Raw genomic sequence first — 25484 nt, forward strand, 5'->3', positions numbered from 1 at the left:
CCAACATGATTAAGATGAAAAGCAAAACACTAACTATAGCCCTATTCGTTGGCATATTGTCTTTTGGAGGATGCTCTGATTTTTTGGAAACCGAGCCTATGGATTTTGTAAGTCCGGATAATTTCTCCACTGAAAATGATATTATTTTGGCCTTGAATGGCAGTTACCAAGCACTAATGGCTGATAAACGAAGTCCAATCAGTATCGATTTTATCACCGACAACGGAATTGTAACGTTGGCGAACACTGGAGAAATCGAATTCTGGGACCAGACCCAGACACCTATTTCGGCTCCGGCACTCCGGAAGTGGGAACAGAATTATGCCGGCATATTGCGGGCTAACACCGTACTCAAGTATATTGTTAATGTGCCTATTGAGGAGAGTAAACAGCAACGGTATACAGGCGAGGCGCTTTTTTTACGTGCTTATTTTTATGCGGACCTTGTCGATTTTTATGGCGATGTGCCTTTCCGGACCGAGCCCGAGGGTTTAGAGAAAAAAGATTCTCCCCGTGTGGATAAGTCGATTATTGTAGATGCTATTCTGGCAGACCTGACGCAGGCAGCGGCATATCTTCCCAATCCGGGGACCTACAGCGGTAGCGACGTTGGCAGAGCAACCAAAGGGGCTGCATTGGCGCTGAAAGCTAAGGTAGCGTTGTACAATGGACTTTGGGAAGAGGCCATATCGGCTTGCCAACAAGTAGAAGAGCTGGGGTATTACTCACTATATCCCGATTTTTATGCCATGTTTAGTGGCGAAGCCGCTGAAAACAACCCGGAGGTCATTTTTGACATCCAATATATGCAAAACCAGGCGAGCAAAGGGATGTCTCATCAGTGGAAAACGTTTTTTAACAGTTGGAGCTCATACATGGCCCTACAGAACTTGGAGAAAGAATACTATATGGCCAATGGAAAACCCATTGACGATCCTTCTTCGGGATACGATGCTAGTCGCCCGTGGGAAGGGCGCGATCCGCGTTTGGGTTATACTTTTGTGTTGCCGTATTCGATGGATGGGCATACTGTTGCTGGCGCGGTAAAGTATTATTTCCCCATCCAAAAACGATCCGCTAATTTTTCGAGTTTACGAATCCGGAAATGGGTTGACTACTCCGACGGAAGTGTCAATAGCATTTCGGGTAACAATATTATACTGCTCCGGTATGCCGACGTACTGTTGATGCATGCGGAGGCATTGTTGGAGTCGGGTACTTGGGCGAATAATAAGGCGGAAATCTTGCGTTTGGTTAACCTGGTCAGGCAACGACCGGGCGTAGAAATGCCCACCATTGAAGAATCGGAAGGCGAGGATGTAGGCCGGTCCGAACTGCGGGATATCATCCGCCATGAACGGCGGGTGGAATTTGCTTTCGAAGGGACCCGCCTGAGTGATATACGCAGGTGGGAAATCGGAGCGGAAGCATTTACGGACGCGATAGGCTATCGTCCTGAACTTCTCACTACTAACGAAAGCAACGCGGTCTATGAAACGTACGCTTTTCGGAATCGCAACTTCAACACAAATAAGGGGTATTTGTGGCCTATCCCTGAAGAAGAAATACAGGCTAATTTGGCGTTAACAGGTAATAACCCGGGGTATTAGGGGTTCTATGCGAGCATCGGTAAATGCTGAATACATTAAAATTGATGATTATGAGATTGAGAAAGTTAGGCGTTGTATGTGTTGTTTCTATGCTTCTTTGTCCCGGTTGCGCCAATAGCCAGGACATAATGAGTGGCTTTCTGCCCCATTTCACCGTTTTATACAGCCCGGATGACCCTAACCTAGCTATGCGGTCTGCGGGTATAACCGATGTCAACTATAACGTGGCCACATGGAAGACCTATCCCGGAAAGGTCTCGGACCTCCCGGTAAGCCAAAAGAATGTGGCAACGGCCGGCGATGGCTTTGACGACCGCATCTTGGAAGCCAAATCATCTGGGCGAACCGTGAGCCTGAGCCACGCTGCGGCTGAGGTGATCGAAGTGCGGGCTACCGACAGCGAGCGGCGTGGAGATACCTTGTTCTATCATTTTCCATCGACCGACGGCTTTGCCCTTAAAGCTTACCTCTTAGTGGAGGATAAGCCATATCCTAAATTGCACTTTGACTTTCAAGCGAAACAGGATGGCTGGTATACCGTCGGGTATACCGGTGCGCCGGCCAAGGGATTGGATGAGGTGGAAGAAATATGGCAACCACTGATCTGGCAGGAGAAGCGTTTTCCGGATAAGCCCTATTTGACGCTTGCTTATCGTTGCCCCATCCCGTCGGCGTTGGTTGAGGCGGATGATTGGACCGTGGGTGTTTTGGCCGCTCCCGAGGAGTTCCCCTTCGATCCACTGCCATTATTGCAAAACAGCCGATTCGGTATAGCTGTGAGAGATAGTCGTGGAAATGCGCAGCCGCAATTGTGGGCACCGGTATTCGGAGGGGTAGGGTCCGAGATGAAAACGGGTGATCAGTTTGGGTTTACGTGTTTGCTGCCAGCTATCAAGCAATCACTCACGTATGCCTATGAGGATATTGCCCGTGAGGCTTTCGGGTTTCAGGCGATGCGTAAAAATGAGATTAGCTCGTTGAATCAGGTCATCGACAGGATGACAGACTATGCGCTTTCGGAGTATGCTTGGTTCATCGACTCGCTCAAAGGATGTGCCTATTCGACGGATGTGCCTGGGGCTGTAAAGAATGTTTCCAGCCTGAGCCCCTTAAACGTTGCTACCGTGCTTGATAATCCCCGGATGTTTGAGGAACGGGCGTACCCAACGATGGAATATATGTTATCCAGAGAAAAGTTCTTGTTTGCCCTCGATAAAGAACAGAAGATCCAGAACCCCTCACGAAAATTGGCGGGACCGGTAGCGCCCATATCCGAGCTCACTGCGTTATACACCGTATTCGGAAAGCGTAACCCATTTTTACTCTCGCTTGCCGAACAAGAGTTTGGTAGAAGCCGCATTCGCAATCTGGATGTGGCCGAAAAGAGCGATAATTGGATAAATGCGATGTACTTATATCGGGCCACAGGAGATGAACGATACCTACAGGCCGCCATTAGCGGTGCCGATCAGTACATAAAAGACCGGATAGATGAGAAACAACGGAAGTTCGATGACCCGTTTGCAGGTGGCTTTTTCTTTTGGCCTGCTTTTACGAATCGCTGGATCGAATTGCTGGAGTTATACGAAATAACCCAGAATCAGGCATACCTCGAGGCGGCGCATGATGGCGCCCGTCATTATGCGCAATTCTGTTGGATGTCACCGGCGGTACCCGATCATGGGGTTACCGTTAACGTAGGTGGCAAAGCACCCATGTATTGGTATCTGAAATCGAAAGGGCATAAACAGATGTACTTCCCCGAAGAAACCGTACCGGCCTGGCGGGTCTCGGAGATCGGTCTCACACCCGAATCGTCAGGGACTTCAACTGGCCACCGCGCGATATTCATGGCGAACTATGCACCCTGGATGCTGCGACTGGGATATTACGCAAAGGATAATTTTCTACAAGAGATAGCGAAGGATGCGATTGTAGGCCGTTATCGGAATTTCCCGGGTTATCATATGAATACAGCACGGACAACGGCCTATGAAAAAGCGGATTATCCGCTGCGGCCACACGAAGAGCTCAGCGTTAACTCTTTCCATTACAACCATATCATGCCCATGATTTCCATGTTGTTGGACTATTTGATTACGGATGCCTACGTGAAATCCGAAGGCCGGATAGATTTCCCCTCGGAGTATATCGAAGGGTATGCCTATTTACAGAATAAGATGTATGGCCACCACCCCGGGAAGTTTGAAAACGAAACCTGCGTTCAACTTTGGATGCCTTCGGAGTTGCTCGAAATCGATGAGGTTGAACTCAACTACCTCTCTGCTAGAAAAGGCAATAAGTTATACCTGGCATTCATGAACCAATCTGATCAGCCTGTTTCTGCACGCGTGCTTGTCAATGATGCGCTCGTCCGCTGCGACGAGCCTGGCCAATGCAGTTTTACCGTTGAGGTAGGACCATCGGGCATTGAAACGGTGGTCTTGGAAAATGTGGAAATAAATCCAGCGATCCAAGATAAGATCATTGCGAAAACTGATGGTGAGGTGGGAAATGACTACCTCGAGATACGACCCGGGAATGCCAAAGCGATGTTGATGCGTTTAAGTGACGTGGTAAATACGGTATACTTGTACCTGTCTGACGATGAAAGCAGTGTCCGGTCTGCGCGCGTGACCTATACAGACGTCGCCGGTAAGGAGCAGACGATTGTCGATCATAGTTACCCCTATGAGTTTACGATTCCGCTTGATATGCAACAGAAGGGCTTGCTTTTCTGTCTTGAGGTAACGGATACGGATGGACGTGTAACGCGTGCTGAGAACTTAAGGTTGGGACGTTCGAAGTAAGCACAGGCACCCGTTAATTAACTAAAACTAAGTGAAGAGAGAAGGGAAAGGAATGAAGGTTAACGCGTTGAAAGTGCCTGTGCAGTTCGTTATCGGATACTTAGTCTTGACGAACTACTGTTTTGCGCAGATCGAAAAGCCTATGACGGGCGATAGTAATGATTTCGTTAAAATTGCTGCTTCTCAGGGGAGCAGTTCACCCTTATTATTCACGGTTCCCGAAACGGGGGTTCCTTTGGTCGGCATGGGTTCTTTCTACCGTGAAGATGAATGCACTACGCGGGATGGAATACCTAATTTCCTAGATAAAGCTGGCAAAGGCGGGCAGGTAACCGTGGCATTTATTGGCGGAAGTATTACCCAGGGTAAACTTGGCTATCGTATGCAAGTGGCTCGGTATATGCAGCATTTATTTCCTGAAACCGAGTTTCTTTGGGTGAATGCCGGTGTGTCGGGTACCGGCACGGATCTCGGGGCATTCCGTATCAAAGAACATGTACTTCGCCATCAGCCCGATCTCGTTTTTATTGAGTTTGCTGTCAATGGAGCATACCAAGCTGGTATGGAAGGTATGATTATGCAGATTATCGAAAATAACCCTTATACAGATATCTGCCTCATCTATACCATAAAAAATGGTCAGACTGCTAGTTACCAGCAGTTCAAAATTCCCGACAATATCTTGGGATTGGAGCGTATTGCACAACATTACGCGGTTCCCTCTATTCATTTGGGAATGGAGGCTGCAGAATTAGAGGCCCAAGGTAAATTAATTTGGAAAGGAGACCCGCGACAGAAAGCCGACGGGTTGTTGTTTTCTAAAGATGGCATTCATCCACTTGAGGCTGGTGGTAACCTCTATGCTGCAGCCATCGCGCGGGGTCTTCGAAAACTGAGCGCGAACACTTCACCTTGCCCACATCATCTTGTTGATCCGCTATTCGGTGATGAATGGGACTATGCGAATATGTATGCTCCGTGGCAGATTGCCTCATTCGATAGAAACTGGAATGTAAGGCCCATTCAGCAATCGCACCTCACAAAATTTGAAGGGTGGTTTGACTCCCTGATGACCGCCGATAAGCCCGGTGCAACGTGCACATTCTATTTTGAGGGTGACATGTTCGGCGTTTTCGACATCGGCGGACCGGAAGTTGGCCAGCTTACGATTTGGGTTGATAATCAATTGGTCGCTTTAGAGACAGTAGATGATCGTAATTATCGCCTTTACCGGGTTGCCGATAATAGTGGGGACACGACATTGAATCGATTTAATGGCTTTTGTAACAACCGCTATCGCGGGCAGTACGATGTCATTCAATTGCCATTTGGCCGGCATGAGGTGACCCTGAAAGTCTCTTTCGAGAAAGCGGATAAGCACGCGATTCTGGGGCCAAAGAGGTTAGATGATATTATGGCAAACCCGGCGAAATACGATCGGTCGGCAATTTATCTAGGTAAAATCTTGCTACGCGGAATACCAGTTACCATAACCGAGGATGCACAACCGGAGTAAATAAACAAGTGGAACAAATAAACCGGACTGTTTTTATATAGCTATTTTTAACATATAATATTTATGAAGTTACTAGAGGGGTTTAGGAAGGAAGGAAGAAATAGTCGTCTAGAGATGATAACCGCCGATCTCGTCATCACCGGCGGCGGCCTATCGGGTGTATGCTCGGCCATCACCGCCGCACGCCAAGGTTTAAAGGTAGTACTGGTTCAGGACCGTCCCGTACTCGGCGGCAACGCCTCCAGTGAGGTGCGCCTATGGGTATTGGGCGCCACCTCGCACATGGGCAACAACAACCGATGGGCCCGGGAGGGAGGAGTAATCGATGAACTATTGGTGGAGAACATATACCGCAATCCCGAAGGCAATGCCATCATATTCGATTTGGTGTTGCTCGACAAAGTGATCCAGGAGCCGAATATTACGCTGTTGCTTAACACGGCCGTGTACGAAGTGGAAAAAGATGGTCCGGAACGCATACGCGCATTGCGGGCTTTCTGTAGCCAGAACTCCACGGAATACCGCCTGGAAGCACCCCTTTTTTGCGATGCATCGGGCGATGGGATCGTAGGCTTCCTCGCCGGTGCAGCGTTCCGAATGGGGGCCGAAACGCGAGAGGAATTTGATGAGCTGATGGCTCCTGATGCGGACTACGGCGAGCTGCTTGGCCATTCACTGTATTTTTACAGTAAGGACACGGGCAAACCGGTACAGTTCATCCCACCATCGTTTGCCTTGGACGTGTCCAAGGAAATCCCCCGGTTCCGCAATTTCAAAGCCAACGAGCACGGCTGTCAGTTGTGGTGGGTGGAGCACGGTGGCCGCTTGGATACGGTGCACGACACCGAACGAATCAAGTGGGAGCTTTGGCAGGTGGTATACGGCATTTGGGATTACATCAAGAACTCCGGGGAATTTCCCAAAGCGGAAACGATGACGCTGGAATGGGTGGGGATGATACCGGGCAAGCGGGAGAGCCGACGGTTCGAAGGGGATTACATGATGTCTCAACGCGACTTGATCGAACAGCGTGAACATCCCGATGCAGTAGCCTATGGTGGCTGGTCCATAGACCTACACCCTGCCGACGGCGTATTCAGTGAGCGGCAACCCTGCAACCAATGGCATAGCAAGGGCATCTTCCAGATACCCTATCGGACATTGTATAGCAAAAACATAAAAAACCTGTTCCTCGCCGGGCGGATTATCAGTGTGAGCCACGTGGCTTTCGGCGCTACGCGGGTAATGGCAACCAGCGCCTACACCGGGCAGGCAGTGGCGGTAGCGGCATCGATTTGTAAACAATACGGTATTGCACCGGCCGAAATCTATAGCGAGGGACATATTGTCCTATTGCAACAGGAATTGATGAAAGCGGGCCAATACATTCCGGGGCTTGTGCTCCGAGATGACGCGGATAAAGTACAGCAGGCGACAGTTTCCGCGTCCAGCGAGTTGGCGTTTTCGGGCTTCGACAACGCGGACACCACATGGCGTCCACTCGATATTTCGGCTGCCCAGCTGATTCCGCTACCCGCAGGAAAAGTGCCAACCTTCACACTGACCCTCCAAGCTGAACGGGATACCGGACTGCAGGTAGAACTTCGCGTCAGCAGCCGGAAGGGCGGGTTTACGCCGGACACCATACTTGCCACAAAGGCCGTCGCGCTGATAACGGGCAATACGGAAATCCAGCTGGATTTCAATGTTGAACTTGGTGAAGCACAGTATGTGTTCTTGACATTCCTGAAAAATGAACACGTGCGCCTCCCCTATACCGAACAGCGGATCACCGGACTGCTCTCGGTATTCAATGGCGTGAATAAAAAAGTGTCTAACAACGGGCGGCAACGCCCCCCCGCTGATTCGGGCGTGGATGACTTTGAATTCTGGTGCCCACAGCGGCGGCCACAGGGGCAGAATATCGCCATTTCGATTTCCGAACCGGTAAACCTGTTTGGACCTGAAAATGTACGGAACGGGGTAGACAGGCCAACAACCGCACCTAATGCATGGGTAGCTGACCCGGGCGATGAAACACCGCAATTGACCCTTTCGTGGGAACAACCGCAGTCGATCAGTCGTATCGACTTGGCGTTCGACACGGATTTTGACCATGCGATGGAATCGGTGTTGATGACCCACCCCGAGCGGGTGATGCCTTTCTGCGTTCGCAACTATCGGATAGTGGATGCGAACGGCCGGGTTGTTTACCAGCAAACCGACAATCACCAAACCCGGAATGTCGTTACCTTTGACGAACCCATGATGACAGACAAGTTGACGATTTATGTGGAGCATCCTTCCAAAGAAATCCCGGCGGCATTGTTCGCCGTACGATGTTATGGAGGTGACCAATGACCACGCTTGACTACTGGGTAATCGCCATTTTTTCCGTCGGCATACTGGTGGCGGGGCTCTCGATGAGCGATCGCAAGGCGGATATGAAATCGTACTTCGGAGCTAGCGGCGCCCTCCCTTGGTGGATGAGCGGCCTATCCCTTTACATGGGCTTTTTTTCGGCCGGAACCTTCGTGGTATGGGGGGCGATTGCCTATGAGCAGGGCTGGGCGGCGGTCACCATCCAATGGACGATGGCCATTGCCGGGTTCCTCATTGGGCGGTTCATTGCGCCACGCTGGCGGCAAACCGGCGTATTGACGGGCGCCGAGTTTATGCAGCAACGTTTCGGTAGTACCGTACATAAGTTCTACACCTACGTGTTCTTGTTGATGAGCTTTGCCTATAACGGGGCATTTCTGTACCCGGTGGCGAAGTTGGTGAACGTCTCTACCGGCATGCCCTCGCATTGGGCGATCATCCTTTTTGGCCTGATGGCGGTGCTGTACACCACATCGGGTGGTCTGTGGGCGGTCATCGTGACCAACGTACTGCAGTTTGTGGTACTTACTGCAGCCGTGCTGATTGTGGTACCTTTGGCTTTTGACAACGTGGGTGGTATCGGCTCATTTGTGCAGTCGGCTCCCGAAGGCTTTTTCAACCTTACGGGAGGTGAGTATTCCATTTGGTTCATGGCGGCTTTTGGTTTTTACAACATGGTGTTCATCGGGGGGAACTGGGCCTATGTGCAACGCTATACGAGCGTACCCACCAAGCGGGAAGCTAAAAAAGTCGGCTACCTATTCGGTTGGCTCTATCTCATCAGCCCCGTGGTGTGGATGCTGCCACCCATGCTTTATCGACTGGTCAATTCCGATTTGGGTGGACTTGAAAACGAGGGTGCCTACCTGCTGATGTGCAAGGAAGTATTACCGGCGGGGATGATGGGCCTGATGATTACAGGGATGATCTTCGCGACCACCGATTCCGTGAATGCTTCGCTGAACGTCTCATCTGCCGTGTTTACCAACGATGTGTATAAGCGGTTGCAGCCCGCGGCATCCAACAAGTCGTTGATGTGGGTGGCGCGGCTCTCCACTTTAGGGTTCGGGGTGGTCACGGTGCTGGTAGCCTTGATGGTGCCTGCCATGGGGGGCATAGTGGAAGTGGTATTGAGTATTGGTGCGCTCACGGGCGTACCGCTATATGGACCGGCGGTGTGGGCGCTGTTTTCCAAACGGCAAACGGCGTTTTCGGTGCTGTTTGTTACCATTGCGAGCTTGGCGGTCAACGTATTCTTTAAATTTATATCCCCGGGGGTACTCGGAATTTCACTAGATCGTATGCAGGAAACGGTATTGGGCGTGTCCTTACCGATTATGTTACTGGCTATTTTTGAGGTCGTTTACCGCAACAGGTCGTATCGTGTGCCTGTAGTTGCTTCGGCAAACGAAGGTGTTGCGGATGGTGAAGAGGCCTTGCATGGTAAGCTTCAGGGAGCGTTGGCTGTAAAGACCATCGCGCTGGCTTTACTTGGCGTAGGTTCGTTGATTTTTATACTGGGCCTGATTGCCTCGCACGGCCAAGTGGCAGTGCTGATCATCGCTTCGGTAATCGTAATGCTCGGGGTCGCCTTGTTACTGTCGTTCCGAAGGGTCAAGCACATAAAAGAGTAGCTGGGCACCGAACGTGTTCGTAAAACCTAATGCGCAGCTATAGCTATTGGACTTGAACTTTCCCTGTACACCTTGTCAATATTATGGTTTTGAATCCATCAAATGATTTGGCATAATTACGGCTAACCATAAATTGGTCACATATTTGAGAAAACAATGTCTCAATCCGTTTTTTTGATTTTCTGAACAGGCTAAATTGAGGCTTGTATCCTTCGTGATTGAGTTGATTTGATGACGGAACGTAAAAAGAAGCACCTCGGGTTCAAAAAACTAAACACTGAACGGAAAAATGAGGCAAATAAGTGATTACTTCCGGCTCGCAAGCAATCGCTTGCGGGACGGAAGTAACGGTTTGCGAGTCGGAAGCAACGGTTTGCGAGCCGGAAGCGATCGTTTCCGAAGTGCAAGTAAGTTCATTTCAGTCCAAGTAAGTTCATCCTCGTCTAAAAAATTGAAGCGGTCGCTCCCCACCCTTGCAGACTGATGTCATCCAGGTAATGGGTATCATGTAGTTTGCCGGGGATAAGGGGTACCATTTGCTATAAAGTTGTTCATTCTAATTTGTTTGTAGTAAAAATAAATTACTGATTATCAGTGATATGAATAACTTTTTTCCTTTTGAAACCCTGAATCATAATGCACAGCGGGGTATGTAAATCCACTAATTTATTAGTAGCTTTGGCTGTATAATTAATGCAACGATTAGATAACGATTACGTGAAATCAGGTAGTTATTTCGCTCAGGTATTCACATTCAGAAGGACCAATAGAGCTTGGCACCTACCGCCCGTTGCGGGGCTTTGTGTGGGGGTGCCGTTGTTGCTGGGGCTCCTTGTTGATGACATTGAGGCAGGCAAACTGGCGTCGGTAGGGGCGCTTGTCATATTGTATACGCAGTCCAACAACCTGGTTAACCGCATGATGATTTTGATGGCTTGCGGTTTTGGGTTTATTTTTTCATTTACCGTAGGCATTGTCTTCTCGTTCAGCTACTGGCTGTCGCCATTGGTATTGGGCGTCTATACGTTTGGCTTGCATTATGCCTTGTTTAAGCTCGACCTCAACAGACCACCCGGTAATTTTTTCTTCACGATGATTGCATCGATGGCTATTTCGGCACCGAAAGATGTAGCTGCGATACCCACCGAGATTGGGCACGTTTCTCTGGGTGTGATGATTGCCTGTACAATTGGCTTGATATATAGCCTCCTCACATTAAAAGCGAACGAGCGGGATGAAACGCCTGCCCTCATCCATCAAAACAACTATGTGAACATCGTTGAATCGATCATCTTCGGTGTTACCGTTGGAGCTTCGTTGCTGGTGGCCAAATTGCTACAGATGGAGAATCCATATTGGATTCCGATTTCATGCATGGCGGTGATGCAGGGGATCTCCGTTAAGCACGTGTGGACACGGGCGATCCAACGGGTATTGGGCACAATCATCGGACTGATACTGGTGTGGGGAGTATTGCAATTCCCAATGACAGTATTGGGCGTCTGTATCTGCATCTTAGCATTGCAGATAGTCGTCGAATTTTTGGTGGTTAGAAACTATGCGATTGCCGCTGTTTTCATTACGATGCTCACTATCTTTTTGGCAGAGCCTAATATCGCTTTGACCCAGCAGCCCGGACACTTGATCCAAGCCCGGCTTTTGGATACGGTTATCGGTAGTGTGATTGGGGCATTAGGGGGATGGATGCTGTATCACGAGCGGATACATTTTTATACTAAAAAACACATACGTCGATCGAAGATTCTTTTGAAAAGAATGAAATCTACGATAAAGTAAGACGCAATTGGTAATTCCGAATCCCAGGGCAAAACTTATCTTTGCTTTCCCGCGGTTCCAAACTCGATTTGGCGCCGTGGGAAAAAATTGATCGTAAATAACGTGGATTATGGAAGTAAAATGGGGAATCATCGGCGTCGGGGATGTAGCCGAAGTGAAAAGCGGTCCGGCATTCAACAAGGTTGGGCATTCGCAGTTGGTGGCAGTGATGCGGCGGGATGCCGCGAAGGCAAAGAATTATGCCGAGCGGCATGGGGTGCCGAAGTGGTACGTCGATGCACAACAGCTTATTGATGATCCCGAGATCAACGCGATATATATCGCTACACCGCCCGATAGCCATCTGCACTATGCTACCGCCGCACTGCAGGCAGGAAAGCCGGTGTACCTCGAAAAACCGATGACATTGAATAGTGCCGAGGCCAAAGCGTTGGAAGCGACGCAACAGGCATGCGGGGTGAAACTATCCGTAGCGCACTACCGTAGGGAACAACCTTATTTCAAAAAGGTGAAAGAACTGGTTGACAACCATATTGGTACGCCACGGACTGCCAATTTGCAATATTATCAACCGCCGCTCACGGCAGATGTACTGCAGTCGCCGGGGATGCAGTGGCGCCTCACCCCGCAGCAATCGGGTGGGGGGTTGTTCCACGATCTGGCGCCGCACCAAATCGACCTGATGCATTATTTCTTCGGCAATGTTGCATCCAGCAGTGGTATGGCCCGCAACCAAGCGAAGTTGTATGGGGCCGCCGACGTTGTGTCGGGCCAGATTTGGTTTGACAGTGGCGTGCTTTTCAGCGGGCTGTGGGCTTTCAACGTAGCCGAGAAGCGCGACATGTGCGAGATAATCGGTTCGGAGGGGCGGGTGTCGTTTTCAGTATTCAATTACCTGCCGGTTGTATTGGCAAATGAACAGGGTACACAGCAATTTGATTTTGAGCCACTGCAGCATGTGCAGCAACCGATGATTGCTGCCGTAGTTTCTTATTTCCGCGGTATAGGCCCCAATCCGTGTAGCGTAAGGGAGGGGTGCAGTGTGATGCAGGTGTTGGATGATTTTGTAGAGGATTATGGCTGACACACGGAAATCCATTGTACTATTGGGTTGTTTTGATACAAAAGGGCCGGACTTTTCTTTCCTCCGAACCTGTATAATTAGGCATGGGGAGTCGGTGATTACCATCAATACAGGTACGTACATCAGCACGGGTGATTTTGTGGTCGATTTTGAAAGCGATCGGGTGGCAGCTGCTGCGGGCCACACCCTTTCGGAGTTGCGGGAGCGCAACGACCGTGGCTATGCGGTAGACGTGATGGGGCGCGGCGGTGCCAGCATCTTGAGGCGTCTCTATGACGCGGGAAAAATTAAGGCGGTGATGGGAATGGGTGGTGGTGGCGGTACCTACATTACGCTGGCTGCTATGCAGACCGTTCCACTGGGCATCCCGAAGCTCTGCCTCAGCACGGTGGCATCTAAAGACCTTTCGCGGCAAGTGGGCAGCAAAGATATTACGCTGATGCCATCGGTAGTGGATATAGCCGGACTGAACAGCATCAGCAGGAGGTTGATCCGGCAAGCAGCGGCAGCACTGTGTGGCATGGCTAATGCGCAGGTCGATCTCGGGATAGCTGATACCAAGGGCAGGATTGCTATCTCCATGTTCGGTAATACCACTGCCTGTGTAACTGCGTGTACCGAATTGCTGCAGGCGGGGGGATATGAAGTGTTCGTATTCCATGCCAACGGGGTGGGCGGGCAAACCATGGAGTCGCTCATAGATGAAGGGTGCTTCGACGGGGTATTGGACCTCACCACCACCGAGCTGGCAGATGAACTCTGCGGCGGAATCTGCAGTGCGGGCCCCCATCGGTTAGAAGCAGCGGTGCGTTGCAGTATCCCGCAAGTGGTAGCACCCGGCTGCCTGGATATGGTCAACTTTGCGCACCTCGACACCGTGCCGGCGCGATACAGAGGGCGTCGACTGTACAACTGGGCGCCCGATGTGACGCTGATGCGTACCGATGCCGATGAAAACCGACAACTAGGGGCGTTGCTTACCCGCAAGCTGAATCGGGCAACCGCCCCAGTAGCTATCCTGCTGCCCGCATACGGTCTTTCGCAGATCGACGCCAAAGGCGGTGTGTTTGAATATCCACAGGCGGACTGTGCGTTATTTGATGCGATACGCGAAACGGCAGCTAAGAACATCGAAGTAATCGAGCAGGCCGCCCATATCAACGATGAAACGTTTGCCAAGCAGGCGGTAGCCACGTTGCTCCGACTCATGGGGCACCGGAAGCAATAGTTACGCAGTGGTTATGCTGCCCCGCTTGCGTATGTAGGGAAACTTGCCGACCTTCGTGGCAAAGACAAAAAGCGATTTTAACTATGCCAAATCCTTGGACCGGGGTAGGTAACCCCTATACGAAGCAAGAAGTGAGGGAGCGTTTGCAACAGACGCTTGCCGAGAAGAAAGCCATCATTGCAGCCGGGGCCGGTACCGGTATCAGTGCCAAATTCATTGAGCGCGGTGGTGCCGACCTCATTATCATTTACAATTCGGGACGCTTCCGCATGGCGGGGCATGGCTCAACGGCCGGGATGATGGCGTATGGCGATGCCAATGCGGAAGCGTTGGAAATCGGCGAGTTTGAGGTGTTACCGGTGGTACAGGAAGTTCCGGTAATCTGTGGGGTGCACGGTTCTGACCCGCGCCGCCGCATGTGGCATCACCTGCTGAAAGTAAAAGACATGGGCTTTTCTGGCGTCAATAATTTCCCTACGCATTCCATCGTCGACGGGCATTTCCGTCAGGTTTTGGAAGAAACAGGGATGGGCTTCGACAAAGAAGTGGAAATGATAAGGTTGGCCACGAAGATGGATCTGTTTTCCATTGTGTATGTGGCCACGGCCGAGGAGGCCAAGCAAATGGCCGATGCGGGGGCCGATGCCATCATTTCGCATGTCGGCACTACGGTGGGAGGTTCTATCGGCGTGGTGAGTGCCACCCGTAGCATGGATTTCGCCGTGGAGCGCACGCAGGAGATCATCGAAGCGGGCCGGTCGGTAAACCCGGATGTGTTTTTCCTGGCCCACGGCGGGCCGATCAATACGCCGGAGGATGTCCGCTGGGTGCTGGACCATACTGATGTGCAGGGCTTCGTGGGTGCATCCTCGCTAGAGCGGATGGGCGTAGAAGAATCGCTCACCGAGTTGACACGTGCTTTTAAGGCGCTGACGTTAAAGTGACGCGCAGCACTTGCTGATGGTTGGTGATGTACAGCGTTTTTTCATCAGCCGATAAGGCAATATTGGATGCGGCGTCTTCCAGTTTGATTTTCCCGAGTACTTTGCCATTACGGTTGAATATCCAGACACCACCGGGGCCACTGGCGAATACGGTTCCCTTTTTTGTGATTTTCAGTCCGTCGGGCAGTCCCTTCAACCCCTCGCGCTCACCAGTCGCGCTGTAAAACAGGGAGGGCTTTGCTGGCGTATCCCCATCGATTTTGAGTAGGTACCAGTCGGCAGCGTTTGGATCCGAATTGGCGATCAGTAGGGTCTGTTCGCCGGGGAAGAAAGCAATCCCGTTCGGTCTGGTGATATTGTCGGTCAATAGGACGACATCACCGTTTTGCTTTACCTTGTATACGCCGTTGAAAGGGATTTCTTTTGTGGGGTCCTCGTCGTTTTGCGTGGGCAGTCCGTATGGCGGGTCGGTGAAAAACAGCTCACCTGAAGTATTGAATACCGCATCATTCGGACTGTTGAAACGCATTCCGTTATAGTCGTCAGCCAAAGAAGCGAATGTGGCAGCTGGTTTATCTAACGGTGCTTCCATACGCCCCATCTGCCGGTCGCCATGTTGGCATAGCACCAGGTTGCCGTTACCATCCAACAATAGTCCATTGCTGCCAGGCTCTTTACTTTGGCTGGGTTCGGTGCCGGTATAGCCACTGGGTTGGAGGTAGACCTCAGTGCCGTTTTTTTGGGTCCATTTGTAAATCGTATTTGCGGGGACATCGGAAAACAGCAACATTTGCTCACGTTCTACCCAAAGCGGTCCTTCGCTCCAAATAAAACCCTCGGCAATGATTTCAATCGTTGTGTTCGTGTCTAGTATGGTTTCTAGCGCCGGGTCGAGTCGTTCGATTGTCCCGGTAGTTTTATACGTTGTCTGATGGGATTGCTTTGTGTTGTTGCAAGCAGTAGTCATGAGGAGTGTAAGTGGAATGAATAAAGAAATTATGGCTTTCATATTCGTCAGTTTCTTCGCTAAAGGTATTAAAATTAGTTGATGATAAGTAATGGGACATCGGTAGGGGTGCGTAGGGGATTTCCGCTAAGCTACGTTGATAAGAAGTCCTAGCCAGGCCGTGGCTTGTCCTAGGCAGCTATAGGTAGAGATGAAGCTATGTTAAAAAAGGGAGATTTTTCTTGCAAATTTCAAAATAAAGGGTTTCCTTTGTCGCGGAAATATCAATCAAGGTGAATAGAAACACGACCATTACAACAACGATTACCACCGGGTATAATACACGGAGGAAGTAGTTTATGTTGTAGTCGTAACGATAAAAACCATAAGACGCCTTCCTTTAACAGAGGAGGGCGTTTTTAGTTTCAACGGCTAGGTATAGTATAGAACGAAATATGAAGGTACTCAAATTTGGCGGTACATCCGTCGGTTCCATCGAAAACATCCGTGCGGTACTCGAAATTGTGAAAAAATCACATGCAGCAGGCGAGCGGCCCATAGTGGTGCTCTCTGCCATGGCGGGGGTAACCAACCTGCTCACCCGGCTTGCCACAGACGCGTCGGAAGGCAAGGATTTCGTTGAGGGATTGAAAGACATGGAATCCCGTCATTTTTCAGTGGTGAAACAGCTTATTGCTGTAAAGCGGCAGAACCCGGTGTTTACCAAACTGAAAATCTACCTGAACGAGCTGGAGGACTTGTTGCAGGGTGTTTTTAACCTACGCGAACTTAGTTTGCAAAGCAAAGACCTCATTGTGAGTTATGGAGAGCGGTGCTCGGTGTTATTGGTCAGCAAAATAGCGGAGCAATATTTTCCGGAAGTGGCATTTGCGGATACCACAAAACTTATCCAAACGGATAGTCACTTCGGCAGTGCGCATGTGAACCAAGCAGCTTCTGAGCAATCCATCCGTATGTATGTAGCCGATAATGAATCGAAGTTGTTATTCTTTACTGGATTTATTGCGGCCAATGAGCAGGGGCGGGTGACAACCCTGGGCCGGGGTGGGAGCGACTATACCGCAGCTATTATCGGCTCGGCACTCGGGGCTGAGGCCATCGAAATCTGGACCGATGTGGATGGGATGCTGACCGCTGACCCCCGCATCGTAAAAAAAGCATTTTCACTACCCGTGCTCTCCTATACCGAAGCCATGGAATTGTCTTATTTCGGGGCTAAGGTCATTTATCCGCCGACGATGATCCCCGCATTCCTGAAAAAGATCCCCATCGTGATCCGCAATACGTTTAACCCGGAATTCCCCGGGACGGTTATCCAGCACGACAGCGGGAAAACAACACTGCCGATCAAAGGGATATCGTCTATCCCCGCCATCAGCGTGCTCAACGTGATGGGTGGGGGGATGGTGGGCCGTACCGGGTTTAGTGGCCGGTTGTTTACCATGCTTGCCCGGGAGCAGATTAACGTGGTGCTGATTACCCAATCGTCGTCCGAACATAGTATCACATTTGCGGTGCACCCGGATGACGCAAAACGAGCAAAAGCATTGATCGAAAATGAATTTGAGCTCGAATTGCAAGCCAATAAGTTATCAGAACCAGAGATAGAAGAGAACCTTTCCGTACTGGCAATCGTGGGCGAAAACATGAAGCAGACGCCGGGTATGTCGGGTAAGTTATTCCATGCCCTGGGGCGCAACGGTATCAACGTCCGTGCAATCGCCCAAGGCTCATCCGAGTACAATATTTCGGTAATCATCGGTAGGGATGATCTGGCAAAGGCATTGAATGCGGTTCACGACGCATTCTTTGCCAACTTGAACAAAACCTTGCACGTGTTCAACGTAGGCACCGGGAACATCGGGGCGACTTTGTTTAGACAGATCCGCGAACAACATAGCTTCTTGCTGGATAATAACGATATTGAAATCAAAATAGTCGGCATCAGCAATTCGCGCAAGATGCTTTTCGATGTCGACGGCATTGCATTGGACAGCTGGCAGACGCAATTGCACGAATCGGGAGAGCAGGCCGATCTAGCAGTATTCGTATCGCGGATGAAACAGATGAACCTTCCGAACTGTGTGTTTGTAGACAATACGGCAAGTGAGCAGCCCATCCGCTATTATGAAGGGATCTTCCAATCGAATATATCCGTCGTAACGTGCAATAAGATCGCCAACTCAGGCCCTTATGAGCAGTACCGGTTGCTACGGGATACGGCCCGGCGGCATGGCGTTGATTTCTTCTATGAAACCAATGTGGGCGCCGGACTGCCGATCGTAGGGGTGCTGCGCGACTTGATGATGAGTGGCGATCGGATTGTGTGTATCGAAGCTATTCTTTCGGGTACAATTTCCTATATCTTTAACAACTTTACGGGCGACTCGTCGTTTTACGACGTGGTAAAAAGGGCCCAGGAGCTTGGTTATACAGAGCCCGACCCCCGGGATGACCTCCGTGGTACCGACTTCATGCGCAAGATGCTGATACTGGCCCGCGATGCGGGTTATCCGCTTGAGCCGGAAGCGGTACAGTTGGATGCTATCTTGCCCGAGGCTTGCATCAATGCTGCATCGGTGGATGATTTCTACCGCGAGCTAAAGGCAGCGGATGCGCATTTCGATGCGCTGAAGAAAAAGGCGCAGCAGGAAAATAGTGTGCTCCGTTACATCGGTAAATTGGAGGACGGCAAGGTGAATATCACATTGGAAATGGTGGATGGCAGCCATCCTTTCTTTGCGCTGTCTGGTAGTGATAATATCATCTCGTTTACCACCGAGCGTTACAAAGAGCGCCCGTTGGTGGTGAAAGGGCCCGGCGCGGGTGCAGAAGTGACCGCTGCGGGAGTATTTGCAGATTTGGTGAATGTGGGTGCATAAACAGAGGGAATCAATGGAAAAAGATAAAGTACATGTATTTGCGCCCGCTACGGTGGCCAATATGGTCTGCGGGTTTGACATATTGGGGTTTGCGCTTGACGAGCCGGGCGACGAGGTGTACATGCGGCGGGTGGATAAGCCGGGAGTTAACCTTGTACAGGTAACGGGCGACGATGGGCGGCTACCGCGCGATACGGCGAAGAACACGGTCAGTGCAAGCGTGCTTACCTATCTGCAACACATCGGCCGGCCGGATGTTGGCGTCGAGATCGAACTGCATAAGCAGATGCCCATCGGTAGCGGGTTGGGTTCGAGCGCCGCCAGCACGGTGGCCGGGTTGTTTGCAATCAATACCTTGTTAGGCAATCCGCTGTCGCGGCAGGAACTATTGCCCTTTGCCGTGCTAGGAGAAGAGCTGGCTTGTGGCCATGGCCATGCCGATAATGTGGCTCCCGCATTGATGGGGGGGATCACGTTGATACGGAGCTATGACCCCATAGATCTGGTCAGTCTGCCGGTGCCGCCTTCCCTATTCGCGTCGGTCGTATTCCCCCATGTGGATGTGCCGACGCGCGATGCACGGCAGATGATCCGCACCAAGGTGGCACTTAAAGATGCGGTAACGCAGTGGGGAAACATCGCCGGATTGGTAGCAGGGCTATACAGTAATGATTATGAGCTCATTGGACGGAGCATGCACGATGTGCTTATCGAACCCACAAGGGCCATCCTTATCCCTGAATTTTATGAGATGCGCCGTGTCACCATGGAATCGGGAGCACTCGGATTCGGTATTTCGGGTTCAGGGCCATCGGTTTTTGCATTTTCGAGAAGTAAAGCGGTAGCCACACAGATTACGGCAGCGATAACGGAATTGTTGAACAAACACGGGATAGGAAGCAACGGCTACGTATCAGGCGTCAATGCCGACGGGCCACGCGAATTAGGTAATTAATAGGACGACAACCATGCAATTATACAGTACAAATAATAAGGAACTACGTGTGTCTTTCAAAGACGCTGTATTCAATAGCTTACCCGAAGATAAGGGTTTGTATATGCCCGAAAATATTCCCACGCTGGATGCTTACTTCATCCAAAACCTCTCACGTTATACGTTTCAGGATATTGCGTTCAGGGTTGCTTCGGCACTTATCGGCGATTCGCTACCTACCTCAGACTTACGCCGGATCATCGACGATGCGATAGATTTTGAGGCACCGGTACGTCCGCTAGACAGCGGGCTTGCGGTATTGGAGCTTTTCCATGGGCCGTCGCTGGCCTTCAAAGATTTCGGGGCCCGTTTTATGAGCCGGGTGATGGCAGCACTTTCACACGCGGATGAACGGGTGCTGGATGTGCTGGTTGCTACTTCCGGCGACACGGGCGGAGCGGTGGCGTTGGGCTTTTTGGGTGTGCCGGGTACACGCGTGACAATATTGTACCCGAAGGGAAAGGTAAGCCCGGTACAGGAGCTGCAGTTGACGACCAATGGGCAGAATATACGGGCCGTGGAAATCAATGGCACATTCGACGACTGCCAAGCGCTGGTTAAAGAGGCATTTAATGATCCCGAGCTCAAAGCTGCATTGCGGCTTACTTCGGCCAACTCGATCAATATTGCACGGCTTATCCCACAAACGTTCTATTATTTCTATGCGTACGCGCAATTACAAATTCAAGGCTTGGACGAAGTGGTTTTTTCTGTACCCAGTGGTAACTTCGGCAACATCGGTGCGGGGCTGTTGGCCTGTAAAATGGGCCTGCCCGTGAAGCAGTTCATCGCCGCTACCAATGTGAACGATACCGTGCCACGTTTTTTACAGAATGGCCGCTATGAGCCACGCCCATCGGTGCAGACGCTTGCCAATGCAATGGATGTGGGTAATCCGAGCAATTGGGTGCGTATCATGGATATATTTGATAATGATCCGGAGGCGTTGAAGCGGTTGGTTAGTTCCTATACAGTTACCGATGCGGAGACGCGGGAAGCTATCCGGTTGCTATTCGATCGGTATGGCTACGTCGCCTGCCCACATACGGCTATTGCGTGGCAGGCGGCCGACTGGTATCGGGCGGAACACGCGGGTTCCTATGCTACTGTGTTTCTATCGACGGCCCACCCTTGCAAGTTTCCCGAAGTTTTCCCAGATGATATTGCGACGCGGATTTCCATCCCTTCCCAGGTAAGCCAGTTGGAGGGCCGTGAAAAGCAGGCACGGCCCATGGATGTAGATTTTGGTGCGTTTAAACGTTACCTGCTGGATGTAAGTTAAGCATTCTTCTAATCGAATTTCATCCAAACATCTTCGTCGCGGCCGAAGAAAAACTGTTTTGGGTAGAGTATTTCGGCTAAGATTTCGATATCGTCGGCAATGAGTGCCCCCGGCTGCCGCAAGTGGTTGGGATGGTGGATGATATACGCCGGTACGGTAAACAGCCCCGGTAATGTGGCTAATAACTGTGGGATGGGTTTGTCGTTGATTATGACAATCACATCGGCGGCAGCCTCTGCTGCCGACGCGTGGGTGGCTTGGATAGGGATGCCTCCTGCAAATCGCGTAATGGTTTCGAGGTACGCATCATAGATGGGCCGCATCGGCGATACGTCTGCTAGGAATAATACGTTCGGCTTACTTTCTTCGGTGATGAATTTGAGTTTATGGGTAACGATGTTGATGCGCTCCGCTAAGTCGTCCGCTAACCTGTCGGCTTTTTCCTGAGCGTTGAGTATGTCACCTATGGTACGGGTGGCTATGTAGATGCTTTCGGGTGTATGGGCCCGCAAAAGGTCATCGCGTGCAGGCGCCTGCTCCAATAGGGGCAGGCAAGCCGCATCGAGGTCAAGAGCGGTCAATATGCTTTGGAGGGATAGCCGTGTACTTTGCATGTGGACAAAGGTACACAAGTGCTCGCATTATCGCCATAAGAATGCCTTAAAAACATTGAAGTCGGGCAGCGAGATAAAAGACGCGTTCAGTTGGATACGCTCCTGGACAACTTCAATCTGTGGTTGCTTTGCCACTAGAATCAAGCCCACAAAAAATGGAATGATAAGGAGCAGGAAGGGTGAAATGTTACTGATAAACTTCTTCATCTTTCGTTATGTTTGTAGGGTTAGCCAATCACATCAATTTCTTTTGCACAGTACAAATAAACGGAATACTGATTGGCGGCGGAAAAGTTTTAGACCAACGGTAGGATTTTCTAGACCAACGGGATATGGGCATTCGTCTGCCATAATGCGGAGTTCGCCGAGCATAAAAGGGTATTGGTCGATAAGCGCCGACTATATGGATACCTACTCCTATATTTGTAATTATGCTTAAAAACAAGGCGCTTTTGGCTCATGGACTGGTGTGGCTGGTGCTGTTGGTGGTTTTGTTTCTTGTAAATGTAAGAGATGAGGCCTATCATGCCGTTATCATTATCCTACTCTATGGTGCACTGAATATCATCATATTCTACGTGCACTATTTCCTTATCAATCCGCTATTGATCGGTACGGGTCGATACTGGCGTGCGGCGGCATACATCGCTATTGTTTTGGTTATTTCGATGGTAGTGAAATATGGGATTGCCGTTCATTATGACGACATCATCCTGCAATACCGCGATAGCGACAACCAGCAACAAACCCTGACACCCATACGGTATATGTTTGCAGCGTTGATTACGGGCTTGTTTTTCATGTTATTAAGCACCGCGGTGTACGTGATTTCGTCTAACGTCAAGACCCGGGAGGACCGTAAGAACCTGGAAACGGAGAAGCTCAACGCAGAGTTGGCATTCCTGCGATCGCAGATCAATCCCCATTTCCTGTTCAATTCGCTGAATAACATTTATTCGTTAGCTTACAGGAAATCGGATAAGACCCCTGAAGCAGTCCTCAAGCTATCGGAGATTATGCGATATATGCTGTATGAAAGCAACGAAGAATGGGTGCTATTGGAAGAAGAGATAAACTACTTGAAGAATTATATTGAATTGCAGAAGCTGCGGTTTAAGGAGAAGGTCTACGTGGATTTACGTGTGGACATCGAGGGAGAAGGCCACGTTATCATGCCTTTGCTGCTTATCTCGTTTCTCGAAAATGCATTCAAACACGGAGTATCTACGGATGTAGAAAAGCCTATCCGGATTGATATCAGCGTGCAAAAGGGGCGACTGCATTTCAAAGCTGAAAATGCCAAAAACCAGCAAAATAAGGACGATACGAAAGGTGTGGGTCTTGCTAATCTTAAGCGGAGACTGCAATTGGGATATCCCGATCGGCATACCATCAACATCGTAGAAACCGAAAATTATTACAGTAGCGAACTTTTCATATATTTATAGCTTCAAAAAAGACATGCCATGGTACGATGTATTGCTGTAGACGACGAGCCGCTAGCGTTGGACATCATCTCTGACTACGTTGCCAAGGTGCCTGAACTAACGTTGGTGGCCAGTACAACAAATGCCATCGAGGCGCTTGCCATGGTACAGAACGGTGAGGTGGATTTGGCGTTTTTGGACGTGCAGATGCCCGAGCTGACTGGCATACAATTTCTGAAAATAATCAATGGAAAATGTGATGTGATCCTCACCACGGCCTATCCGCAGTATGCGCTGGACGGATACGAGCTCAACGTAGTGGATTACCTGTTGAAGCCGATAGCGTTTGATCGATTTTACCGCTCGGTGCAGAAAGTGCTAAATGGTCGCCAGCAACAGGGCCAACAGCCGCCCGCAATACCCCTGCCCAGCGACGCGGTCGATTTTATCTTTGTGAAGACGGAACATAAGATACAACGGGTTGACCTCGACGGCGTATTGTATATCGAGGGGCTCAAGGATTATATTTCGATCTATACGGCAACCGAGCGGATTGTCACCCTCCAGAACATGAAAAAGATGGAAGATATACTGCCTTCCAATCGCTTTGTACGGGTGCACCGATCTTACATTGTAGCCCTCGATAAGATTGCTAGTATCGAGCGTGGCCGCATCTTTATCGGAGACAAGGTCATCCCCGTGGGCGATACCTATCGCGATACATTCTATAAGTACATCGGCGATAGGAACGGTTAACCGACGTTACTTTTTTATCTGATCTGAATCGAAAATTTTTATATCTTTGCACACCCAATCGGGATGTAGCGTAGCCAGGTATCGCGCCAGCATGGGGTGCTGGAGGTCGTGGGTTCGAATCCCGCCATCCCGACTTGACGGGACAAAGTAGGAAAATCTACTTTTGTCCCGTTTTTTATTGCTTATAACTTTTTGTTAATCAGGTTGATATATTGAATGAAATCGTTCTGTCTTGTGATTCGAACTTTGTTGTTATCAAATTGCATCTTTTCAGCGTAAATCGAACCAATATTCATTTCTGATATCCATTAAGCTTCCAGTTTCAAGGTTATAGTTGACCACACCGTTGTCTGAGGTGGTTCAGAACGCGTTAGCATAACAAGAACAATGTGTTCCATCGGTGGCCGGCGGTAGTAATTCTCGGCACATCAAAACAAATTTGCCTTGATGGTGTTTATTTCGACGTAAACATTAAATAAATCCATTATGGCTATTGTAAAAGTTATTGAGGTAATTGCCTCGTCCACCTCCAGTTTTGATGATGCTATCCGCAATGCGGTGAAAGAAGTGTCGGCCACCGTTTCCAATATCGATTCAGTGTATGTAAAAGATTTCAAGGTACACGTTAAAGACGGCGAAATTGCCTCCTATGGGGCAATCTGCAAAGTAGCGTTCCGAGTGGAGCGTGGCGGCGATGTTTAAAATGACCTCAACGTCTGAATTTGGCAATAGCATGGCTATTGGGATGAGTGTTAACACGGGGAGCCGCGTTTCGTTGGCTGTATTGGAAAACGGCTATTTGTTGCCCGTATTCCCATCTCCTGTAGGAGCCTTGATTTCTTTTCGCTGCTCAGGCGTCAATGTTTTGAATTCGGCATAGGTGTCTATGATATAAAGTTGAAGTGTAGACTCATTGGCCGTAGAGAGAAACTCGGCTGTCGGCCGGTACTTCGTCATGTAAAGATCGAGGTCCTCCCCCGCCAGCGGGGTGAGGGCCGTAATGGCTTCGCGGGTGAAGCGGGCGTCGATTTGTCTACGCTCCTTTTCGGCAAGTAACAGTTGGTAACGTTGCCGGGCTTGCCGTCCGGATTGACCGAACCACCGCGAAGGTGATATGCGGATGCCGCCCCGGTGTTGTGATGTTTCCGCAAATTCACCCTCGGCCTGGGCCCGTTTAATCTCGGCGTCCAACCGGCTGTCAGTCATGGCCTGTATTTGCACTTCGTCCAGTTGGATACTGGTACCATCTGGGGTGAGGTAAACCCGTTTCATGCCGAATTCGATGACTACCAGCGTATCGGTACGGTAGCCGGGATATTCAAACCGGAGGCGTTCGTTTTTATTAACCTGAATGCGGAAAGAGCCGTCCTCCAAACTCTCGGCCAGCACCCCGGTATTCAAATTCTCAATCTCTACATACCGCAGCGGTTCACCGCTGCCCAGCTCAAGGACATATCCGCTCAGGACACTGTCTTGTACTGTTGCATGGGCAGCGAATGCCCACAAGAAAAATAAAAGATGCAGCGCTCTTGCAACCATAACCAGTTGACAAAAATT

The 25484-nt window shown here is 50.2% G+C and carries 19 protein-coding genes, 1 tRNA gene and 1 pseudogene; 16 read left to right on the forward strand and 5 right to left on the reverse strand.

Features of this window, described 5'->3' with window-relative positions:
- Positions 1 to 5 precede the first annotated feature (5 nt).
- The 5 genes from NGM62_RS01960 (at position 6) to NGM62_RS01980 (ending at position 9952) form a co-directional block, all read left to right on the forward strand.
- Positions 6 to 1610 carry a RagB/SusD family nutrient uptake outer membrane protein gene (locus tag NGM62_RS01960; protein ID WP_262245506.1) on the forward strand — a complete coding sequence of 535 codons (1605 nt, stop codon included), beginning with the start codon at positions 6 to 8 and terminating at the stop codon, positions 1608 to 1610.
- A gap of 128 nt (positions 1611 to 1738) precedes the next feature.
- Positions 1739 to 4420 (forward strand): hypothetical protein, encoded by a 2682-nt coding sequence (locus tag NGM62_RS01965; protein ID WP_262245507.1) that lies wholly within the window; start codon positions 1739 to 1741, stop codon positions 4418 to 4420.
- A gap of 31 nt (positions 4421 to 4451) precedes the next feature.
- Entirely contained in the window at positions 4452 to 5936 is a 1485-nt protein-coding gene (locus NGM62_RS01970) for an SGNH/GDSL hydrolase family protein (RefSeq protein WP_262245508.1), read from the forward strand.
- A 63-nt stretch (positions 5937 to 5999) separates the two neighbouring features.
- Entirely contained in the window at positions 6000 to 8297 is a 2298-nt protein-coding gene (locus NGM62_RS01975; protein WP_262245509.1) for an FAD-dependent oxidoreductase, read from the forward strand.
- A complete protein-coding gene (locus NGM62_RS01980) occupies positions 8294 to 9952 on the forward strand; it encodes a sodium:solute symporter family protein (protein ID WP_262245510.1) in 1659 nt (552 codons plus the stop codon). The genes NGM62_RS01975 and NGM62_RS01980 overlap by 4 nt, the downstream gene beginning before the upstream one ends.
- Positions 9953 to 9995: 43 nt before the next feature.
- On the opposite strand, the pseudogene NGM62_RS01985 reads toward NGM62_RS01980, so the two are convergent.
- Positions 9996 to 10181, reverse strand: a pseudogene (locus tag NGM62_RS01985) (IS982 family transposase); the annotation flags it as partial.
- Positions 10182 to 10645: 464 nt separating this feature from the next.
- On the opposite strand from NGM62_RS01985, the gene NGM62_RS01990 reads away from it, so the two are divergent.
- From NGM62_RS01990 to NGM62_RS02005, 4 genes are all read left to right on the forward strand, one after another.
- Positions 10646 to 11749 carry an FUSC family protein gene (locus tag NGM62_RS01990; protein WP_262245511.1) on the forward strand — a complete coding sequence of 368 codons (1104 nt, stop codon included), beginning with the start codon at positions 10646 to 10648 and terminating at the stop codon, positions 11747 to 11749.
- Between the two features lie 109 nt (positions 11750 to 11858).
- Complete coding sequence (locus NGM62_RS01995) at positions 11859 to 12833, forward strand: Gfo/Idh/MocA family protein (RefSeq protein ID WP_262245512.1); 975 nt, start codon at positions 11859 to 11861, stop codon at positions 12831 to 12833.
- Complete coding sequence (locus NGM62_RS02000) at positions 12826 to 14061, forward strand: Tm-1-like ATP-binding domain-containing protein (protein WP_262245513.1); 1236 nt, start codon at positions 12826 to 12828, stop codon at positions 14059 to 14061. The genes NGM62_RS01995 and NGM62_RS02000 overlap by 8 nt, the downstream gene beginning before the upstream one ends.
- Before the next feature lie 83 nt (positions 14062 to 14144).
- Entirely contained in the window at positions 14145 to 15005 is an 861-nt protein-coding gene (locus tag NGM62_RS02005) for a phosphoenolpyruvate hydrolase family protein (RefSeq protein WP_262245514.1), read from the forward strand.
- Here NGM62_RS02005 and NGM62_RS02010 read toward each other — a convergent pair.
- Positions 14983 to 16014, reverse strand: a complete 1032-nt coding sequence (locus NGM62_RS02010; RefSeq protein WP_262245515.1) for an SMP-30/gluconolactonase/LRE family protein — start codon at positions 16012 to 16014, stop codon at positions 14983 to 14985. The two genes, NGM62_RS02005 and NGM62_RS02010, sit on opposite strands and share 23 nt — an antisense overlap.
- A 392-nt stretch (positions 16015 to 16406) precedes the next feature.
- On the opposite strand from NGM62_RS02010, the gene thrA reads away from it, so the two are divergent.
- Genes thrA through thrC form a run of 3 tightly spaced genes read left to right on the forward strand, consistent with a single transcriptional unit; the run spans position 16407 to position 21130 of the window.
- On the forward strand, positions 16407 to 18854 hold the full coding sequence (thrA, locus tag NGM62_RS02015) for a bifunctional aspartate kinase/homoserine dehydrogenase I (protein ID WP_262245516.1): 2448 nt from the start codon (positions 16407 to 16409) through the stop codon (positions 18852 to 18854).
- Positions 18855 to 18867: 13 nt separating this feature from the next.
- Complete coding sequence (locus NGM62_RS02020) at positions 18868 to 19809, forward strand: homoserine kinase (RefSeq protein ID WP_262245517.1); 942 nt, start codon at positions 18868 to 18870, stop codon at positions 19807 to 19809.
- Positions 19810 to 19822: 13 nt separating this feature from the next.
- Positions 19823 to 21130 (forward strand): threonine synthase, encoded by a 1308-nt coding sequence (gene thrC, locus NGM62_RS02025; RefSeq protein WP_262245518.1) that lies wholly within the window; start codon positions 19823 to 19825, stop codon positions 21128 to 21130.
- A gap of 8 nt (positions 21131 to 21138) precedes the next feature.
- Here the strand turns inward: thrC and NGM62_RS02030 are convergent, their stop codons facing one another.
- Complete coding sequence (locus tag NGM62_RS02030; RefSeq protein ID WP_262245519.1) at positions 21139 to 21744, reverse strand: hypothetical protein; 606 nt, start codon at positions 21742 to 21744, stop codon at positions 21139 to 21141.
- Between the two features lie 27 nt (positions 21745 to 21771).
- Entirely contained in the window at positions 21772 to 21951 is a 180-nt protein-coding gene (locus NGM62_RS02035; RefSeq protein WP_262245520.1) for a hypothetical protein, read from the reverse strand.
- Between the two features lie 224 nt (positions 21952 to 22175).
- Between NGM62_RS02035 and NGM62_RS02040 the strand changes: the two genes are divergently transcribed.
- From NGM62_RS02040 to NGM62_RS02055, 4 genes are all read left to right on the forward strand, one after another.
- Positions 22176 to 23192 carry a sensor histidine kinase gene (locus tag NGM62_RS02040; RefSeq protein WP_262245521.1) on the forward strand — a complete coding sequence of 339 codons (1017 nt, stop codon included), beginning with the start codon at positions 22176 to 22178 and terminating at the stop codon, positions 23190 to 23192.
- Positions 23193 to 23210: 18 nt separating this feature from the next.
- Positions 23211 to 23927 carry a LytR/AlgR family response regulator transcription factor gene (locus NGM62_RS02045; protein ID WP_262245522.1) on the forward strand — a complete coding sequence of 239 codons (717 nt, stop codon included), beginning with the start codon at positions 23211 to 23213 and terminating at the stop codon, positions 23925 to 23927.
- Between the two features lie 59 nt (positions 23928 to 23986).
- Positions 23987 to 24060: transfer RNA gene (locus NGM62_RS02050), tRNA-Pro, on the forward strand.
- A 353-nt stretch (positions 24061 to 24413) separates the two neighbouring features.
- Entirely contained in the window at positions 24414 to 24629 is a 216-nt protein-coding gene (locus NGM62_RS02055; protein ID WP_262245523.1) for a dodecin family protein, read from the forward strand.
- 93 nt (positions 24630 to 24722) lie between these two features.
- On the opposite strand, the gene NGM62_RS02060 is transcribed toward NGM62_RS02055, so the two are convergent.
- Complete coding sequence (locus tag NGM62_RS02060; RefSeq protein WP_262245524.1) at positions 24723 to 25466, reverse strand: carboxypeptidase-like regulatory domain-containing protein; 744 nt, start codon at positions 25464 to 25466, stop codon at positions 24723 to 24725.
- Between the last annotated feature and the right edge of the window lie 18 nt (positions 25467 to 25484).

It is taken from the genome of Parapedobacter soli, from assembly GCF_025460835.1.
Lineage (GTDB): Bacteria > Bacteroidota > Bacteroidia > Sphingobacteriales > Sphingobacteriaceae > Parapedobacter > Parapedobacter soli.

What these genes read in the sequence shown, in the direction of transcription:
- NGM62_RS01960 (WP_262245506.1), top strand. Translation starts at nt 6, where the DNA reads ATGATTAAGATGAAAAGCAAAACACTAACTATAGCCCTATTCGTTGGC.
- NGM62_RS01965 (WP_262245507.1), top strand. Translation starts at nt 1,739, where the DNA reads ATGAGTGGCTTTCTGCCCCATTTCACCGTTTTATACAGCCCGGATGAC.
- NGM62_RS01975 (WP_262245509.1), top strand. Translation starts at nt 6,000, where the DNA reads ATGAAGTTACTAGAGGGGTTTAGGAAGGAAGGAAGAAATAGTCGTCTA.
- NGM62_RS01980 (WP_262245510.1), top strand. Translation starts at nt 8,294, where the DNA reads ATGACCACGCTTGACTACTGGGTAATCGCCATTTTTTCCGTCGGCATA.
- NGM62_RS01990 (WP_262245511.1), top strand. Translation starts at nt 10,646, where the DNA reads ATGCAACGATTAGATAACGATTACGTGAAATCAGGTAGTTATTTCGCT.
- NGM62_RS01995 (WP_262245512.1), top strand. Translation starts at nt 11,859, where the DNA reads ATGGAAGTAAAATGGGGAATCATCGGCGTCGGGGATGTAGCCGAAGTG.
- NGM62_RS02000 (WP_262245513.1), top strand. Translation starts at nt 12,826, where the DNA reads ATGGCTGACACACGGAAATCCATTGTACTATTGGGTTGTTTTGATACA.
- NGM62_RS02005 (WP_262245514.1), top strand. Translation starts at nt 14,145, where the DNA reads ATGCCAAATCCTTGGACCGGGGTAGGTAACCCCTATACGAAGCAAGAA.
- NGM62_RS02010 (WP_262245515.1), bottom strand. Translation starts at nt 16,014, where the DNA reads ATGAAAGCCATAATTTCTTTATTCATTCCACTTACACTCCTCATGACT.
- thrA (WP_262245516.1), top strand. Translation starts at nt 16,407, where the DNA reads ATGAAGGTACTCAAATTTGGCGGTACATCCGTCGGTTCCATCGAAAAC.
- NGM62_RS02020 (WP_262245517.1), top strand. Translation starts at nt 18,868, where the DNA reads ATGGAAAAAGATAAAGTACATGTATTTGCGCCCGCTACGGTGGCCAAT.
- thrC (WP_262245518.1), top strand. Translation starts at nt 19,823, where the DNA reads ATGCAATTATACAGTACAAATAATAAGGAACTACGTGTGTCTTTCAAA.
- NGM62_RS02030 (WP_262245519.1), bottom strand. Translation starts at nt 21,744, where the DNA reads ATGCAAAGTACACGGCTATCCCTCCAAAGCATATTGACCGCTCTTGAC.
- NGM62_RS02035 (WP_262245520.1), bottom strand. Translation starts at nt 21,951, where the DNA reads ATGAAGAAGTTTATCAGTAACATTTCACCCTTCCTGCTCCTTATCATT.
- NGM62_RS02040 (WP_262245521.1), top strand. Translation starts at nt 22,176, where the DNA reads ATGCTTAAAAACAAGGCGCTTTTGGCTCATGGACTGGTGTGGCTGGTG.
- NGM62_RS02045 (WP_262245522.1), top strand. Translation starts at nt 23,211, where the DNA reads ATGGTACGATGTATTGCTGTAGACGACGAGCCGCTAGCGTTGGACATC.
- NGM62_RS02055 (WP_262245523.1), top strand. Translation starts at nt 24,414, where the DNA reads ATGGCTATTGTAAAAGTTATTGAGGTAATTGCCTCGTCCACCTCCAGT.
- NGM62_RS02060 (WP_262245524.1), bottom strand. Translation starts at nt 25,466, where the DNA reads ATGGTTGCAAGAGCGCTGCATCTTTTATTTTTCTTGTGGGCATTCGCT.